Genomic DNA, 15,379 nt, shown 5'->3' on the forward strand with positions numbered 1-15,379 from the left:
GCCGCTACTCCCGGGCCATGGCGGGGCCGGCCGGCGCCGGGGCGCTCGCCGTGTCGATGCTCACCACCACGGACATGCCGGGCGCGAGCCGCTCCGACAGCGGCTGCCCGGCGTCGATCGCGATCCGCACGGGAAGGCGCTGGGCCACCTTGGTGAAGTTGCCCGTGGCGTTGTCGGCCCGGATGACGCTGAACTCCGAGCCCGTCGCGGGGGAGAAGCGCTCGAGGCGCCCCGTCAGCCGCGCCCCCTGCAGGGCGTCGACGCGAAAGGCCACGGGCTGCCCGACCTGCATCCCCGCGAGCTGGGTCTCCTTGTAGTTCGCGACGATCCAGCGAAGCGCCGGCACCACCGAGGTGATCTGCGTCCCGGCCGTGACGTACTGGCCGACGCGCGCGCCCACCTCGCCCAGCCGCCCGTCACGGGGGGAGAGGATGTTGGTGTTCTGCAGGTCGATCTCCGCCAGGCGGACGGCGGCCTCGGCGTTGTGCACGGCCGCCTCCAGACCCGGCCGCGTGGCCAGCGTCTCGGCCAGGGACTGCTGCGCCACCGTCTCCGAGGCCTGGGCCTGGGCCAGCCCGGCCTCGGCCTGGCGGAGCGCGGCGCGAAGGGTGTCGCCTTGGGCGCGCGACTGGATGTTCGCCTCGATGAGGGGCGCGAGGCGCCGCTCGTCGGCCTGCGCCTTCACGAGCACCGCCTGGGCGTTGTCGATCCCGGCGCGCGCGACCTCGATGCCCGCCTCCTTCGTTCGCCGCTGGACGTCGAGGTTGGCGAGCGCGGCCTGGGCGGTGGAGAGCTGCGCGCGGGACTGGGCGAGGCGCTGCTGGAAGATGCGGTCGTCGATCCGCGCCAGGAGCTGGCCCTCGCGCACGGGCGCGTAGTCCTGCACGGGAATGTCGACGAGGTAGCCCGCCACCTGCGGGCTGACCACGGTGACGAGGCCGCGCACATAGGCGTCGTCGGTCGTCTGGACCGAGGAGGTGAAGGGCGGCAGGCGCCAAGTGTAGAGGACGAGAAGAACGCCGAGCAGCCCGACGAGGAGGGCGGGGACGGTCGCGCGGGCGCCGCTGAGTTTGGGAAACATCATGGGGTTCCAGCTAGGTCTTCAGGCCGTTTGTTCGCGGCCGGCGGCGCCGCCCCGGCCGAGCCGGGCGATGATCTGGTGGATGACGAGCCCGAGCAGGCAGAGGGCCGAGACGAGGGCGACGACGAGGAAGAGGTCGTTGTAGGCGAGGACATAGGCCTCCCGCGTGGCCGCCTGAGCGAGCAGCGCCGACCCCTCCGCCCCGCGGAGCGCCGTGTCGCCGAGCACGCGGGCGTAGGCCGCGCCGTTTTGCGCGATCCGCTGCGCGACGAGGGGGTCGGCGAGGGTGAGGGACTCCACGATCTGGTTCGAGTGGAACTTCTCCCGCACGGTCACCAGCGTGCCCAGCGCCGCCGATCCGAGCAGCCCGCCGAGGTTCTGCGAGGCGAGGAAGACCGCGAAGAAGCTCGTCAGGTGCTGGATGCCCCAGCGGAGCGTGTGCGCGAAGCTCCACCCGACGGCGGGCGGCAGGAAGATCGCGCCGCCGAAGGCGACCAGCCCCTGGGCCAGGAGCACGTCCTGCGGGCGGGTGAGGTTCGTCCCCCGGCTCTCGAGGAAGGCGCCGACCGCGATGAGGGTCAGCGCGACCATGTGGATCGCGGCCCGGTTCTCCGGGCGGTTGATCAGGGAAACGCCGACGAAGCCGGCGAGGGTGGCGCCGAAGACCACCCAGAGCATCCCCGCCATGTGCTCGTTCAGTAGCCCGAGGTTCTGGAAGAAGCCGATCGCGCCCGTGGTCTGCTCCGACAGGACGAAGCGCGCGAAGAACATCGATCCCCCGAAGAGGATCATGTCCTTGGAGGAGAGCCAGCGGAGGTTCACCAGCGGCCGCTCCCGGTTGAGCTCCACCACCACGAGGGCCGTCAGCATCGCGATCCCCAGCGCCAGGCAGACACCGAGCCAGGGCGCCTCCGTCCACCAGTAGTAGCGGCCAAGGCTGAGCACGACCGCGACGAGCCCCATGCCGACCGTGAGCAGCGGCAGGCTGATCGCGTCGATCCGGTCGAAGACCCGCGCCGACGGCGGGGGGGTGATGGGAAGGATGTAGATCCAAGCGAGGGCCAGGAGGGAGAGCGCCAACTCCAGCAGGTTGAGCTGCGGCCAGAGGCCGATCTCGAGGAGCGCGGGCGAGACGAGCCGCGCGAGCGGCACCGCGACCTGCGATCCCACGAGCCCGAGCGCGATGCCGGTGGTGAGCTTGTGCCGCGCCGGCATGGCCTCCAGCACGTAGAGGAAGGCGAGGGTGTTCAGGATCGCCCCCGCGAAGCCCGCGACGGCGCGCAGCAGCACCGCCGCCTCCAAGTCCGTCACGACGACATGGGCGAGGGAGAGCAGGACGAGGAAGACGAGGCTGATCTTGGCGACGAGGCGCAGGCCGAACTGCGTCCGCAGCTTCCAGACGAGGATCGAGGCCGTGATGCTGGTCGAGCTGTAGGCCGCCGCCAGCCAGGCCGCCTCGTTTGGCGTCGCGCCGAAGGTGGCCTGCACCGCCTGAAGGTTGGCCGAGACAAGGTTGTTTCCGAGCCCCTGCGTAAGCCCGAAGGTGAGCGAGGCGAGGCCGTAGACGAGGAGATGGCCGGGGTGGATGCGGTCCGGCCCCGGCGGAGGCGCGGGGGGCTGGGCGGGCTCGGGCGGGCCCGCCGGGGTTGTCTCGCTCACGCGGTCGCCTCCTCGTCCGGGGTGGCCGGCACGGGCTGAACGGCCTCAAGGGCGTCGAGGTTGTCGGCGACCTGCCGGAGCACGCGGAGCGCCGTCCGGAGGTCCTCCTCGGGCACGGAGGCCAGCACCCGCTCGCGCAGCACGGCGGAGACGCGGTTGACGCGGTCCACGACCGGTGCGGCCTCCGCCGTCAGGCGCACGAGGTTCGCGCGGGACGGCCCCGGCGCGGGCTCGCGCCGGATCAGCCCCTGGCGCTCCAGCCCGTCGAGCAGGCGGACGAGGGTGGGGTGCTCGACGGAGAGCTGGCCCGCGAGGTCGCGCTGCAGGACGCCGCCGCCCGCCTCCGAGAGGAGCATCAGCGCGCGGGCGCGGCCGAGCGTCTGCCCGCTCTCGCGCAGCTCCGCGTCCCAGCGCGTGCGCCACCGCTGGGTGACGCGGCGCAGGGCAAGGACGAAGTCGGCGCTCAGCGGCATGGCCGACTATTGTAGCAAGCTAACATGCCACCTTATCTGGGCAGGCTTCCTGACCGTTCAAGGGCGGCGGCGCGGCGCCGGCGCGTCCGCGCGCCGGGATCAGGAGAGCTGCAAGGTCAGGGCCTTGAGGTAGGCACTCTCCGGCAGCATGGGATGAAGCGGGTGGTCCGGGCCGGCCCCGGTCAGCGCGAGAATCCGCGCGTCGCGGCGCGCGCGCTGCAATCCCGCGAGGACCGTGTCTGCGAACTCGCCGCTCGGGACGTGGTGGCTGCAGGAGGCGATGAAGAGGAAGCCGCCGGGCGCGACGAGGGCGGCGGCCAGCCGGGCCAGGCGGCCGTAGGCGCGCACCGCCGCCGGGATGTCCTTCCGGCTCTTCGCGAAGGCCGGCGGGTCCACGACGACGACGCCGTAGCGGGTCCCCTCGCGGCCGAGGCGCTCGAGCCCCTCCATCGCCTCGCCGCGGAGCGCCTCCACCCGGTCGTCGAGGCCGTTGCGGCGGGCGGTCTCCATGGCCGTGGCCAGCGCGTGCTCGGAGCGGTCGAGAAGGGTGACGCGCGCGGCGCCGGCGGCGGCCGCCTGAAGGCCGAAGCCACCGGTGTGGCAGAAGGCGTCCAGCACCGTCTCGCCGCGCGCGAGGTTCGCGACGCGGGCGCGGTTCTCCCGCTGGTCGAAGAACCAGCCCGTCTTCTGCCCGCCGAGGGGGTCGACCGAGAAGCGGACGCCGCCCTCCTCCACCGTGCCGGTCGCCTCGGTGCCGCGCAGCAGGAGGGTGGCCTCGGGCAGGCCTTCGAGGGCGCGCACCCCCGCCTCGTTCCGCGCGACCACCGCGCGCGGCGCGATCAGGGCGTCGAGGGCGCGGAGGATGGAGGGCGTCGCCGCCTCCATCCCCGCCGTGTTCGCCTGCAGCGCCACGAGGTCGCCGTAGCGGTCGAGGACGAGGCCGGGCATCCCGTCGGCCTCGGCGTGCACGAGGCGGTAGTGCGGCGTCGCGAAGAGCCGCTCGCGCAGGGACAGCGCCTCGGCCAGGCGGGCGCCCCAGAAGGCGTCGTCGATGGCGGCGTCCGGGTCGCGCGCGAGGCGGCGGGCGGCGATCAGCGAGTGCGGGTTGAAGTGGTGCACGCCGAGGCGCGCGCCGTCGTCCGCCTCCACCCGCACGGCGCTGCCGGGCGGGATGGCGCGGGCGGCCGGGGTCATGGCCACCTCGTTGGAGAAGACCCAGGGGTGCCCCGCCTTCGCGCGGCGGTCGCGCCCGGGGAGGAGGCGGATCAGGGGAAGGTCGGGCATGGCGGGGGCATAGGCCGGATCGGCGCCGCGCGCACCGGGTCCCCCGCGCGGGCCGGGCGCCCGGCTCAGTCGAGGTAGTCCGGCTCCTCCCGCGCGAGCACCCGCTTGACGCTCTCGAGGTGCAGCCGGGCGCTCTCGTCGCCGCCCTGCCGCATCTGGGCGTAGGTCCGCTCCGCGACCTCGCGCGGGACGGGTTTGAGCGGGCGCCCGGTGGAGAAGGCCAGCCGCTGCACCTCGGCCGCGCGCTCGAGGTAGTAGAGGTCGTCCCAGGCCTCGGCGATCGAGGGGCCGACCACCATCACGCCGTGGTTCTTCAGAAAGCCGATATCGGCGCCCTCCATGACCGCCGCGATCCGGTCGCCCTCGTCGGTGTCGAGCGCGAGGCCGTTATAGGCCTCGTCCACCGCGGTGCGGCCGTAGAACTTGAGAGCGGTCTGGCCGGCCCAGACGAGGGGTGGCCCCTCGAGCATCGAGAGCGCGGTGGCGTTGGGCATGTGCGTGTGGAAGGCGGCGACGGCGCGCGGGTGACGGAGGTGCAGGCGCGCGTGGATGTAGAAGGCCGTCGCCTCCGGCACGCCCTCCCCCGCCAGCACCCCGCCCTCGAAGTCGCAGACCAGCAGGCGGGAGGCGGTGATCTCGGCGAAGGACCATCCGTAGGGGTTCACCAGCATCAGGTCCGGCCGCCCCGGCACCAGCACTGAGAGGTGGTTGCAGATCCCCTCCTGCAGGCCCAGCCGCGCCGCCATGCGGAAGCAGGCGGCGAGGTCCACCCGCGCCGCCCGGACCGCCGGCCCGTCGAGGTCGCTGTTGCGGAGGAGGGAGGGGGCGGAGGGGTGCGCTTGCGCCATGGCGGGGGGTTCCGGCGAAGGGCGGCGCGGAGGGGCGCCGGGGCCCCCAGGGTTGCCCCGGCGTGCCCCGGCCGCAAGGCTCCGCGCCGCCTCAGGCGTGGATCGGTCGCGCCGCCTCAGGCGGCGACGGGCTGCGCCGAGGCCCGCGCCCGGATCCGTAGGACGAGGATCGAGGCGAGGAGGCAGGCCGCGCCCGCGATGTAGAAGGCGGGCAGGTAGGTGTTGAAGGCGTCGCGGCTGAGCCCGGCCCCGAGCGCGGCCGCGGCCGCGCCGAGCTGGTGCCCGGTGAAGACCCAGCCGAAGACGAGCGGCGCCCTCTCCCGCCCGAAGGCCTGGCCGGCCAGCTTCACCGTGGGCGGCACGGTCGCGATCCAGTCGAGGCCGTAGAACACCGCGAAGACCGAGAGGCCGAGAACGGAGAAGGTGCTCAGCGGCAGCAGCAGCAGCGAGAGGCCGCGTAGCCCGTAGTACCAGAACAGCAGCTTGCGGTTGTCGTAGCGGTCCGACAGCCAGCCCGAGGCGATGGTGCCCACGAAGTCGAAGACGCCCATCATCGCGAGCACCGAGGCCGCCTGCACCTCGGCCATGCCGAAGTCGACGCAGAGCGGGATGAAGTGGGTCTGGATGATCCCGCCGGTCGAGAGGCCGCAGATCGCAAACGTCGCGAAGAGGATCCAGAACACCGGGCTGGACGAGGCGTCCGAGAGGGCCGCGAAGGCGTTGCGGACGGGGTTTCCGACCGCGGCCGGCGGGGGCGCGGTGCCGGGGGCCTCGCCATAGGCGGTCAGGCCGAGCTCCGCCGGCCGGTCCCGCATGAAGAGGAGCGCGAGCGCGCCCGCGAGCGCGCAGGCCCCGAGCCCCGGCCCCATGGCGACGCGCCATCCCTCGTTCTGGGCGAGCCAGGCGGCCAGCGGAAGGAAGGCGAGTTGGCCGGTGGCGTTGGCCGCGGTCAGCAGCCCGAGCACGAGGCCGCGGCGCTTGACGAACCAGCGGTTGGCCACCGTCGCCCCCAGCACCAGCGCCGTCATGCCCGTGCCGAGGCCGGTCATGACCCCCCAGGTCAGCCAGAGCTGCCAGGCCTGGGTCATGCCCATGGAGAGCAGGCAGCCGGAGACGACGAGCGTGAGCGCCGCGACGATCGTCCGCGCGAGGCCGTAGCGGGCGAGGATGGCCGCGGCGAAGGGCGCCATCAGCCCGAAGAGGAGGAGCCGCAGCGCGAGGGCGCCGGAGATGGTCCCCACCTCCCACCCCGTCTCCCGCTGCAGCGGCAGCAGCAGCGCGCCGAGGATGCCCATGGCGCCCGCCGAGGAGACGGAGACGAGGAAGGTGAGCGCCACGATCACCCAGGCGTAGTGGATCCCGCGCCGGGAGAGCCAGGCGTTGAGGCCATGGGCCAGCATCACGCGGCGTCCCGGGCGGAGGAGAGATTCGGCATCACGGCGTTCTCATGATCGGTGTCATCTATCACCATGACGCTCGTCATGATAAACGGCAAGGCCTATCTCGGGTCCTCACGGGAGTTCACGGCATGGCGCGTTCCTCGCGGGCGGAGGTGGCCGGCAGGCGGCAGGCGGTGCTCGACATCGCCGCCCGCCTCTTCCGGGAACGGGGCGTCGAGGCCGTGAGCGTGGCCGAGGTCATGGCGGCGGCCGGCCTCACCCATGGCGGCTTCTACAGCCACTTCGCCTCGAAGGAGGCGCTGGCGGCGGAGGCCTGCGGCCAGGCCTTCGGGCGCGGCTGCACCCGCTGGGAGGGCTTCGCGGCCGCGGCCGATGGCGAGGGTTTCGCGCGGCTCCTCGAATACTACCTCGCCCTGGCCCACCGCGACGCGCCTGGCCAGGGCTGCGCGGGCCCCACCTTCCTGGCCGAGGCCGCACGCGACGCGCCGGGCGGGGCGGTGCGGCGGGCCTATGCGGCGGGCATTGGGGGTCTTGCCGCCGCCATGGAGCGGCTCCTCCCGGCCTCGGTGAAGCGGCGGCGGCGGGAGCGGGCGCTGCTGGCGCTGGCCGCGCTCGTCGGGGCGGTGTCCATCGCCCGCGCCGTCGGCGAGGACCCCTTGTCGGAGGAGATCCTTCTCGCGGTTCGGGCCGAGCTCTCGGCCTGACGCCCCCTTGTCCGCCGCGCCGGGCCGACGCATCACGGCGGACCGAACCGCGAGAGACCGAGCCGCCATGCCCGCCCCCGGAACCAACCAGCGCATCGACCCGGCCCGCCTCTGGAGCAGCCTGATGGCCATGGCCGAGGTGGGCGCGACGCCGAAGGGCGGCGTGAAGCGCCTGACCCTGACGGAGGTGGACCGCGAGGGCCGGCAGCGCTTCGCCGGCTGGTGCGAGGCGGCGGGGCTGACGCTGCGGGTGGACAGCATGGGCAACATGTTCGCCCGCCGCCCCGGACGCGACCCGTCGCGCCCCCCGGTCCTCTTCGGCAGCCATCTCGACAGCCAGCCGACCGGCGGGAAGTTCGACGGCGCGCTCGGCGTCATCGCGGGGCTGGAGGTGATGCGGACGCTGCAGGACCTCAACATCGAGACCGAGGCGCCGCTCGAGCTGGTGAACTGGACGGACGAGGAGGGCAGCCGCTTCGGCCACTCTCTCATGGGCAGCGGCGTCTGGGCCGGCGTCTACGGCCAGGACGCCACCTACGCGCTGCGCGACGGGGAGGGCGTCTCGGTGATCGAGGCGCTGGAGGGGATCGGCTACCGCGGAGAGGAGCCCGCCGCCCCCTTCCCCGCCGACTCCTACTTCGAGCTGCACATCGAGCAGGGGCCGATCCTCGAGCGCGAGGGGATGCGCATCGGCATCGTCACCGGCGGCCAGGCGCAGGTCTGGTACGACGCGGTGGTCACGGGGCAGGATTCCCACGCCGGCACGACGCCCCCCTCCACCCGGCGCGACGCGCTGCTCGGCGCCGCGCGGGTCGTGTCGCTGGTGGACCGCCTCATGCGGGCGCGGGGCGAGGACGGGCGCGGCACGGTCGGGCGGCTGCAGGTGCTGCCCAACTCCTGCAACGTGATCCCCGGCGAGGTCCGCTTCTCCGTCGAGTTCCGCCACCCCTCCGGCGAGGAGATCGAGGCGCTGGCGGCCGAGTTCCCCCGCGAGGCGCGGACGATCGCCGACGAGCTCGGCCTCCGCCTCGAGCTGCGCGAGCTGTTCCGCATCCCCGCCCAGCCCTTCGACCCCGCCTGCGTCGCCCTGGTGCGCGACGCCGCGGCGCGGCTCGGCCTGCCCGCGCGGGAGATCATCTCGGGCGCCGGGCACGACGCGATCTACGTCGCCCGCCGCGTCCCCGCGGCGATGATCTTCACCCCCTGCAAGGATGGCCTCTCCCACAACGAGGCCGAGAGCATCCTCCCGGAGGAGGCGGCCGACGGGTGCCAGGTGCTGTTCGAGGCGGTGCTAGCCCGAGCCAACCGGGCACTCTAGCGACCCGCCCCTCCGGAGGCGGCGGCGCCGTCCGGAGGGGCCGGCAGGGTTGGCAGCCGGCCGAGGGGCCTCTATGAGGGCCGCGGCGCACCGGGCCGCCGAATGGGCCGCCGAGACGGGCCGGTGAACCGGGCCTGTGCGGCACCGGCCCGGGGCCGCGCCGGATGCGCCGCGGGAGACACCCTTTTCTTGGCCACCTCCGAACCCGACCGCCAGCCCGCCACTCCCGAGCGAAGCCCGGCGCTGGTCGCGCAGGACGCGATCCTCGCCCGCCCGGCCACGCCGGCGCGCCGCATGGCCGACGCCATCCGCGCCCTCGCGATCGACGGGGTGGAGGCCGCGAAGTCCGGCCATCCCGGCATGCCCATGGGCATGGCCGACGCCGCGACGGTGCTGTTCAGCCGCTTCCTGAAGTACGACGCGGCCGATCCGCTCTGGGCGGACCGCGACCGCTTCGTCCTCAGCGCCGGCCACGGCTCCATGCTCCTCTACGCCTGGCTGCACCTGACCGGGCACGCCGGCATGGGCACGGAGGAGCTGCGCCGCTTCCGCCAGCTCCACTCCCCCGCCGCCGGGCACCCTGAGGTGGGCGAGCACCCGGCGATCGAGACGACCACGGGCCCTCTCGGCCAGGGCATCTCGACCGCGGTCGGCATGGCGATGGCCGAGCGCCACCTGGCCGCGCGTTTCGGCAAGAGCCTCGTCGACCACCGCACCTGGGTCATCGCGAGCGACGGCGACCTGCAGGAGGGCATCTCCCACGAGGCGGCCTCGCTCGCCGGGCATTTCTGCCTCGGCAAGCTGACGGTGCTCTGGGACGACAACCACATCTCCATCGACGGCGACACCGCGCTCTCGGTCTCCGAGGACACGCTGGCCCGCTTCCGCGCCTATGGCTGGGCCGTGCGCCGCGTCGACGGGCACGACCACGACGCGTTGGCCTCGGCCATGAACGCCGCGACGAAGTCCCGCAAGCCGACGCTCATCGCCTGCCGCACGATCATCGGCTTCTCCGCGCCGAAGAAGGCGGGCACGGCGGGCAGCCACGGCGCCCCCCTCGGACCCGAGGAGGCGGCGGCGGCCAAGGCGGCCATGGGCTGGGAGGGCGCGCCCTTCGAGATTCCGGCCGAGATCCGCGAATCCTGGGAGGCCGCCGGCCGCCGCAGCGGAGGCACGCGCCGCTCCTGGCTCAAGCGCCTGGCCAAGCACCCGAGCCGCGCCGAGTTCGAGCGCGCCATGGCCGGGCGCCTGCCCGAGCGCTGGGACGCGCCGCTCGCCGAGTGGAAGGCGAAGGCGGCCGAGGAGAAGCCCAAGGTCGGCACCCGCATCGCCTCGCAGAAGGCGCTGGAGGCCCTCGTTCCGGCGGTGCCGGAGATGATCGGCGGCTCGGCCGATCTCACGGGGTCGAACAACACGAACGTGAAGGGCGTGCCGGCCTTCGGGCCCGAGAACTTCGGCGGCCGCTTCGTCCACTGGGGCATCCGAGAGCACGGCATGGCCGCGGCCATGAACGGCATGGCGCTGCACGGGGGCATCATCCCCTATTCCGGCACCTTCCTCGTCTTCAGCGACTACATGCGGCCCTCGATCCGCCTCGCCGCCCTCATGCGGCAGCGGGTGGTCCACGTGCTGACGCATGACAGCATCGGCCTCGGCGAGGACGGGCCGACGCACCAGCCGGTGGAGCACCTGGCGGCGCTGCGGGCGATCCCGAACCTCTACGTCTTCCGCCCCGCCGACGTGATCGAGACCGCCGAGGCCTGGGAGCTGTCGGTGAAGCGCGCCGACGGGCCGAGCGTCCTCGCCCTCTCGCGCCAGCCCCTGCCCACGGTCCGCGCCGATGTCGGCGAGAACCGCAGCGCCCGCGGCGGCTACGTCCTGGCCGAGGCGAGCGCCGAGCGCCGCGCGACCCTCATCGCGACCGGCTCCGAGGTGATGCTGGCGCTTGCCGCCCGCGACCTGCTGGAGGAGGCGGGCATCCCGACCGCGGTGGTCTCCCTGCCCTGCTGGAAGCTGTTCGAGCTGCAGGACCCCTCCTGGCACGAGCAGGTGCTCGGCTCGGCCCTGCGGGTGGGCATCGAGGCGGCGCTGGAGTTCGGCTGGTCCCGCTGGCTCGGGCCGGACGGGATCTTCATCGGCATGCAGGGCTTCGGCGCCAGCGCGCCGGCCGAGGACCTCTACAAGCATTTCGGCATCACGGCCGAGGCCGTGGTGGCCGCGGTCCGCAAGCGCCTGCCGGGCGCATGACGGCGCGGCTTCCGCCCAGGAAGGGCGGGTTCGAGGGGGGCGGCGCGATGCCGGCCCCGCGGCACGGGTTCCCGCCCCGGGCGGCCTGACGGCCCCCGGCGCGGCGTCGCCCACCCCGCTCAACCAGAAACAGAGAAGGAAGAGAGCACATGGCGGTCAAGGTTGCGATCAACGGCTTCGGGCGCATCGGCCGCCTGGTCCTCCGCGCGGCGATGGAGAGCGGGCGCGACGACGTCGAGTTCACGCACATCAACGACCTCGGCTCCATCGAGGCGAACGCGCATCTCTTCCGCTACGACAGCGTCCACGGCCGCTTCCCCGGCGAGGTCCGGGTCGAGGGCGACAGCCTGGTGATCACGGCCGCCGGCCGCACCCACAAGCCGATCAAGGTGACGGCCGAGCGCGACCCGACGAAGCTGCCCTGGCAGGGCGTGGACGTCGGCGCCGAGTGCACGGGCATCTTCACCAAGTCCCCCGACGCCGCGAAGCTGCTGCAGGCCGGCGTGCGCAAGGTGCTCGTCTCCGCCCCCGTGACCTGGGGCGAGGAGCTGGCCGACGAGAGCGCGCAGGCGACCATCGTCTACGGCGTGAACCACCAGGTGCTGAAGCCGCACCACAAGATCGTCTCGAACGCCTCCTGCACCACCAACTGCCTGGCGCCGATCGCCAAGGTGCTGCACGACAACTTCGGCATCCTCCGCGGCTACATGGTCACCATCCACGCCTACACGGGCGACCAGAACACCGTGGACACGCTGCACAAGGACCTGCACCGCGCCCGCGCCGCCGCCGTCTCGGCCATCCCGACCTCGACGGGCGCGGCCAAGGCCGTCGGCCTCGTCATGCCGGAGCTGAAGGGCAAGCTGGACGGCACGGCCATCCGCATCCCGACGCCGAACGTCTCCCTCGTCTCGCTCGACTTCGTGCCGGCCAAGACCGAGGGGCTGACGAAGGACGCGATCAACGCGGTGATGAAGGCGGCTTCCGAGAGCGGGCCGCTGAAGGGGATCCTCGGCTACAACACGGCGCCGCTCGTCTCCATCGACTTCAACCACGACGCCCACTCCTCGACCTTCGACGCGACGCAGACGCAGGTGGTCGACGGCGGGCTGGTGCGGGTGATGTCCTGGTACGACAACGAGTGGGGCTTCTCGAACCGCATGAGCGACACCGCCGCCCTTCTCGGCACGCTCTGACAACCCCGAGGGGGGCCCCGCCCCCCTCAACCGCCGACCCTCCGAGGAGACCGCCGATGGCCTCGTTCCGCACGCTCGACCAGTTGGACGCCAAGGGGAAGCGCGTGCTGCTGCGCGCCGACCTCAACGTGCCCGTGCGGGACGGCGCCATCAGCGACCGCACGCGGATCGAGCGCCTGTCGCCGACGATCAAGGAGCTGTCGGACAAGGGCGCGAAGGTGATCGTGCTCTCCCACTTCGACCGACCCAAGGGCAAGCGCGTGCCGGAGATGTCGCTCCGCCCGCTCGTGGAGGCGCTCTCCTCCGTCCTCGGGCGTACCGTGGCCTTCGCCGACGACTGCGTGGGGCCGGAGGCCGAGGCCGCGGTCGCGCGGATGGCCGACGGCGACGTGCTGCTGCTCGAGAACACGCGCTACCACGCCGGGGAGGAGAAGAACGACCCGGCGCTCGCGGCCGAGTTCGCGAAGCTCGGCGACGCCTACGTGAACGACGCCTTCTCCGCCGCCCACCGCGCGCACGCGTCCACCGAAGGCGTGGCGCGGCTTCTGCCCGCCTATGCCGGGCGGCTGATGGAGGCGGAGCTCAAGGCGCTGGAAGCCGCGCTGGGCACGCCGTCCCGCCCCGTCGTCGCCATCGTCGGCGGCGCCAAGGTCTCCACCAAGCTCGACCTCCTGGGCAACCTGTCCCGCAAGGTGGACGTGCTGGTCATCGGCGGCGCCATGGCCAACACCTTCCTCGCCGCCCAGGGCCACAACATGGGCCGCTCGCTGCAGGAGGCGGAGATGCACGCGACCGCGCTGCGCATCCTCGACGAGGCGAAGGCGGCGAACTGCGAGATCCTGCTGCCGCGCGACCTCGTCGTCGCCGCCGAGTTCAAGCCGAACCCGGCGACGCGGACCGTCTCGGTCGAGTCCGTGCCCTCCGACATGATGGCGCTCGACGTCGGACCGGACACGGTGGACGCGATCGAGGACCGCCTGAAGCGCGCCTCCACCCTCGTCTGGAACGGCCCGCTCGGCGCCTTCGAGACCCCGCCCTTCGACGCGGCGACGGTCGCCGTCGCCGAGAGCGTGGCGGGGCTGACGGAATCCGCGGGCCTGAAGTCCATCGGCGGCGGCGGCGACACGGTCTCGGCGCTGCGCCACGCCGGCGTGGCCGAGCGGATGACCTACGTCTCCTCCGCCGGCGGCGCCTTCCTCGAGTGGCTCGAGGGCAAGACCCTTCCCGGGGTCGCCGCCCTTGAGGGGAGCTGAGCTAGGCGATCACCCGCCGCCCCGCCCCGTCCGGCAGGACGGGGTCGTGGGTGCAGAGGATGGTCACCTCCTGCGCGTGGTCGCGGGCGAGCGCCGCGAGGCGCCGCCGGCTCTCCAGCCGCGCCTCCCGGTCCACCTGCATGAAGCTCGCGTAGGCCGAGGCGAGCGGCGGCGTGGCCGGCGGCGTGTCCAGCTCCGAGTGCAGGAAGATCGTGTCGCCGGCGTGCAGCACCCAGCCGTTGCCGGTGCCGACGGCGACGCCGCAATGGCCGGCCGTGTGGCCCGGTAGTTCAACCAGGAATACCGAAGGCGGCAGACCCTCCAGCCCGCGCAGGGTCGGCAGGCCGAACCAGGGCTCCCCCGCCGCGCCGTACTCCCGCATGGGGTGGTCGAGCTGCGCCGGGCGGTAGCGGGCGCGCTCCCGCGGGGTGCCGCGCTGCCGGGCGGCCGCGGCCTCGCGCGCCGAGACGTGGACCGTCGCCGCCGGGAAGTCCGTCAGCCCCCCCGCGTGGTCGAAGTCGAGATGGGTCATCACGATGTGGCGCACGTCGCGCGGGTCCAGCCCCATCCGGCGGAGGCGCGAGACGGCCGTCTCGTCCGGCTCGAGGTGCGGGCGGTCGGCGAGGAGGAAGCCGCGGTTCAGCCGGGGAACCGGCCGGGCGGCGTCGTCCAGGCCGAAGCCGGTGTCCACCAGCACCAGCCCCGCCTCGGTCTCGAGCAGCAGGCAGCGGCAGGCCAGGTGCGCGGGGCCGAGGCCGGCCGTGACCCCATCCCAGAAGCCGCCGCCATAGGGGCGCATGGATCCGCATTCTATTGCATGAACTCTCATGCGGCAGGAACGTCCGCCGCTCCCCCGGGGTTTGGCCGCGCCGCGATCGGCCGCGCGGCCTTCTCGAGGGCGGCCGTCCCTCAGTAGCCGCGGGACGGGTCCACCCGGTTGGGCAGCGGCCGCCCGTCGCGGAGCGCCCGCAGGTTCTCCATCAGGATGTCCAGCGTCCGGTCGTTGTAGCGGAGCACGTCGTCGGCCGAGATATGGGGCGTCACGACCATCCCCGGGGTGCGCCAGAGGCGGTGGTCCGGCGGCAGCGGCTCGGGCACGGCCACGTCGGTCACGCAGCCCTCGAGCTGCCCGGAATCGAGGGCGTCGAGCACGGCCTCCTGGTCCCAGACGGGGCCGCGCGCGACGTTCACCACCCGGGCGCCCCGCGGCAGGCGCGCGATCCGCTCGCGCGAGAGGAGGTTCCGCGTCCGCTCCGTCAGCGGGCAGGCGAGGACGAGGAACTCCGCCCGCGGCAGCACCGCCTCCAGCGCCTCGTTCGGATGGGTCTCGTCGCAGTCCGGGTGCGGGTCGGCCCCGTTGCGGACGCCGACGACGCGCATGCCGAAGGCCCGCGCCCGCCGCGCGATGCCGCCGCCGAGCGAGCCGACGCCGACGACGACGACCGTCCGCCCCTCCAGCGTCGAGCTGAACAGTGGCTTCCACTCCCCGCGCCGCTGCTGGTCGGCGAAGGCGGGCATGCGGGTGTGGAGCATGAGGATCGCCATGATCCCGTACTCCCCGGCCTTGTCGGCGTGGGTGCCGCGGTTGTTCAGCAGGGCGACCGAATCCGGCAGCCAGTCGAAGGGCGCGGCGGGGTCGAGGCCGGCGGAGGTGATCGCGATCACCCGCAGCCGCGGCGCGAGGCCGGGGAGCGCCCCCTTGGGGAAGCGCGCGCGAAGCTGCCGCGTCCAGGTGAGGACCACCTCCGCCTCCGGGATCGCCCGCGCGAAGCCGGCGTCGTCGCGGGCGAAGGAGACCTCCATCGGCCCCATGCCGGGGTTCCGGGCCAGGGCTTCGGCCCACTGGGCCTCGGTGATCTCGAAATGGGGGTCGTCGGGCGGGTTCTGGATGTGGATGCGCATCCCCGCGCTTTCGC

General features: G+C 73.5%; 13 protein-coding genes. 5 read left to right on the top strand and 8 right to left on the bottom strand.

The annotated features are described in order from the left end of the window. Positions 1 to 4 precede the first annotated feature (4 nt). The 6 genes from EAH89_RS04670 to EAH89_RS04695 form a co-directional block, all read right to left on the bottom strand. Entirely contained in the window at positions 5 to 1,081 is a 1,077-nt protein-coding gene (locus EAH89_RS04670) for an HlyD family secretion protein (protein WP_161993478.1), read from the bottom strand. 21 nt (positions 1,082 to 1,102) lie between these two features. Next, the gene (locus EAH89_RS04675; protein ID WP_140881635.1) at positions 1,103 to 2,740 is read right to left on the bottom strand and encodes an MFS transporter; all 1,638 of its coding nucleotides are present in this window, start codon (positions 2,738 to 2,740) and stop codon (positions 1,103 to 1,105) included. Then, on the bottom strand, positions 2,737 to 3,213 hold the full coding sequence (locus tag EAH89_RS04680) for a MarR family winged helix-turn-helix transcriptional regulator (RefSeq protein WP_140881636.1): 477 nt from the start codon (positions 3,211 to 3,213) through the stop codon (positions 2,737 to 2,739). Before EAH89_RS04680 ends, EAH89_RS04675 begins: the two co-directional genes overlap by 4 nt. Positions 3,214 to 3,312: 99 nt before the next feature. Next, positions 3,313 to 4,497 carry a class I SAM-dependent rRNA methyltransferase gene (locus EAH89_RS04685; RefSeq protein WP_140881637.1) on the bottom strand — a complete coding sequence of 395 codons (1,185 nt, stop codon included), beginning with the start codon at positions 4,495 to 4,497 and terminating at the stop codon, positions 3,313 to 3,315. A 65-nt stretch (positions 4,498 to 4,562) separates the two neighbouring features. Beyond that, positions 4,563 to 5,345 carry an aldolase gene (locus EAH89_RS04690; protein ID WP_140881638.1) on the bottom strand — a complete coding sequence of 261 codons (783 nt, stop codon included), beginning with the start codon at positions 5,343 to 5,345 and terminating at the stop codon, positions 4,563 to 4,565. A gap of 116 nt (positions 5,346 to 5,461) precedes the next feature. After that, entirely contained in the window at positions 5,462 to 6,745 is a 1,284-nt protein-coding gene (locus EAH89_RS04695) for an MFS transporter (RefSeq protein WP_140881639.1), read from the bottom strand. A gap of 128 nt (positions 6,746 to 6,873) precedes the next feature. On the opposite strand from EAH89_RS04695, the gene EAH89_RS04700 reads away from it, so the two are divergent. From EAH89_RS04700 to EAH89_RS04720, 5 genes are all read left to right on the top strand, one after another. After that, complete coding sequence (locus EAH89_RS04700) at positions 6,874 to 7,449, top strand: TetR family transcriptional regulator (RefSeq protein WP_161993479.1); 576 nt, start codon at positions 6,874 to 6,876, stop codon at positions 7,447 to 7,449. 67 nt (positions 7,450 to 7,516) lie between these two features. Beyond that, a complete protein-coding gene (locus EAH89_RS04705; protein WP_140881641.1) occupies positions 7,517 to 8,767 on the top strand; it encodes a Zn-dependent hydrolase in 1,251 nt (416 codons plus the stop codon). Positions 8,768 to 9,061: 294 nt separating this feature from the next. After that, positions 9,062 to 11,014 carry a transketolase gene (tkt, locus tag EAH89_RS04710; RefSeq protein ID WP_140881940.1) on the top strand — a complete coding sequence of 651 codons (1,953 nt, stop codon included), beginning with the start codon at positions 9,062 to 9,064 and terminating at the stop codon, positions 11,012 to 11,014. 149 nt (positions 11,015 to 11,163) lie between these two features. After that, a complete protein-coding gene (gene gap, locus EAH89_RS04715; RefSeq protein WP_140881642.1) occupies positions 11,164 to 12,210 on the top strand; it encodes a type I glyceraldehyde-3-phosphate dehydrogenase in 1,047 nt (348 codons plus the stop codon). Positions 12,211 to 12,266: 56 nt separating this feature from the next. Further along, on the top strand, positions 12,267 to 13,463 hold the full coding sequence (locus EAH89_RS04720) for a phosphoglycerate kinase (protein ID WP_140881643.1): 1,197 nt from the start codon (positions 12,267 to 12,269) through the stop codon (positions 13,461 to 13,463). A 1-nt stretch (position 13,464) separates the two neighbouring features. Here the strand turns inward: EAH89_RS04720 and EAH89_RS04725 are convergent, their stop codons facing one another. Both EAH89_RS04725 and EAH89_RS04730 read right to left on the bottom strand, forming a co-directional pair. After that, positions 13,465 to 14,262, bottom strand: coding sequence for an MBL fold metallo-hydrolase (locus EAH89_RS04725; RefSeq protein WP_206667452.1), 798 nt, complete (start codon positions 14,260 to 14,262; stop codon positions 13,465 to 13,467). A gap of 110 nt (positions 14,263 to 14,372) precedes the next feature. Beyond that, positions 14,373 to 15,365 carry a D-2-hydroxyacid dehydrogenase gene (locus tag EAH89_RS04730; protein WP_140881645.1) on the bottom strand — a complete coding sequence of 331 codons (993 nt, stop codon included), beginning with the start codon at positions 15,363 to 15,365 and terminating at the stop codon, positions 14,373 to 14,375. Positions 15,366 to 15,379: the final 14 nt, after the last annotated feature.

The sequence above is a fragment of the Muricoccus nepalensis genome, assembly GCF_006438825.1.
Classification (GTDB): Bacteria; Pseudomonadota; Alphaproteobacteria; order Acetobacterales; family Acetobacteraceae; genus Roseomonas; species Roseomonas nepalensis.

What these genes read in the sequence shown, in the direction of transcription:
- gap (WP_140881642.1), top strand. Translation starts at nt 11,164, where the DNA reads ATGGCGGTCAAGGTTGCGATCAACGGCTTCGGGCGCATCGGCCGCCTG.
- EAH89_RS04700 (WP_161993479.1), top strand. Translation starts at nt 6,874, where the DNA reads ATGGCGCGTTCCTCGCGGGCGGAGGTGGCCGGCAGGCGGCAGGCGGTG.
- EAH89_RS04685 (WP_140881637.1), bottom strand. Translation starts at nt 4,497, where the DNA reads ATGCCCGACCTTCCCCTGATCCGCCTCCTCCCCGGGCGCGACCGCCGC.
- EAH89_RS04680 (WP_140881636.1), bottom strand. Translation starts at nt 3,213, where the DNA reads ATGCCGCTGAGCGCCGACTTCGTCCTTGCCCTGCGCCGCGTCACCCAG.
- EAH89_RS04705 (WP_140881641.1), top strand. Translation starts at nt 7,517, where the DNA reads ATGCCCGCCCCCGGAACCAACCAGCGCATCGACCCGGCCCGCCTCTGG.
- EAH89_RS04670 (WP_161993478.1), bottom strand. Translation starts at nt 1,081, where the DNA reads ATGTTTCCCAAACTCAGCGGCGCCCGCGCGACCGTCCCCGCCCTCCTC.
- EAH89_RS04730 (WP_140881645.1), bottom strand. Translation starts at nt 15,365, where the DNA reads ATGCGCATCCACATCCAGAACCCGCCCGACGACCCCCATTTCGAGATC.
- EAH89_RS04720 (WP_140881643.1), top strand. Translation starts at nt 12,267, where the DNA reads ATGGCCTCGTTCCGCACGCTCGACCAGTTGGACGCCAAGGGGAAGCGC.
- tkt (WP_140881940.1), top strand. Translation starts at nt 9,062, where the DNA reads ATGGCCGACGCCATCCGCGCCCTCGCGATCGACGGGGTGGAGGCCGCG.
- EAH89_RS04725 (WP_206667452.1), bottom strand. Translation starts at nt 14,262, where the DNA reads ATGCGCCCCTATGGCGGCGGCTTCTGGGATGGGGTCACGGCCGGCCTC.
- EAH89_RS04695 (WP_140881639.1), bottom strand. Translation starts at nt 6,745, where the DNA reads ATGCTGGCCCATGGCCTCAACGCCTGGCTCTCCCGGCGCGGGATCCAC.
- EAH89_RS04690 (WP_140881638.1), bottom strand. Translation starts at nt 5,345, where the DNA reads ATGGCGCAAGCGCACCCCTCCGCCCCCTCCCTCCTCCGCAACAGCGAC.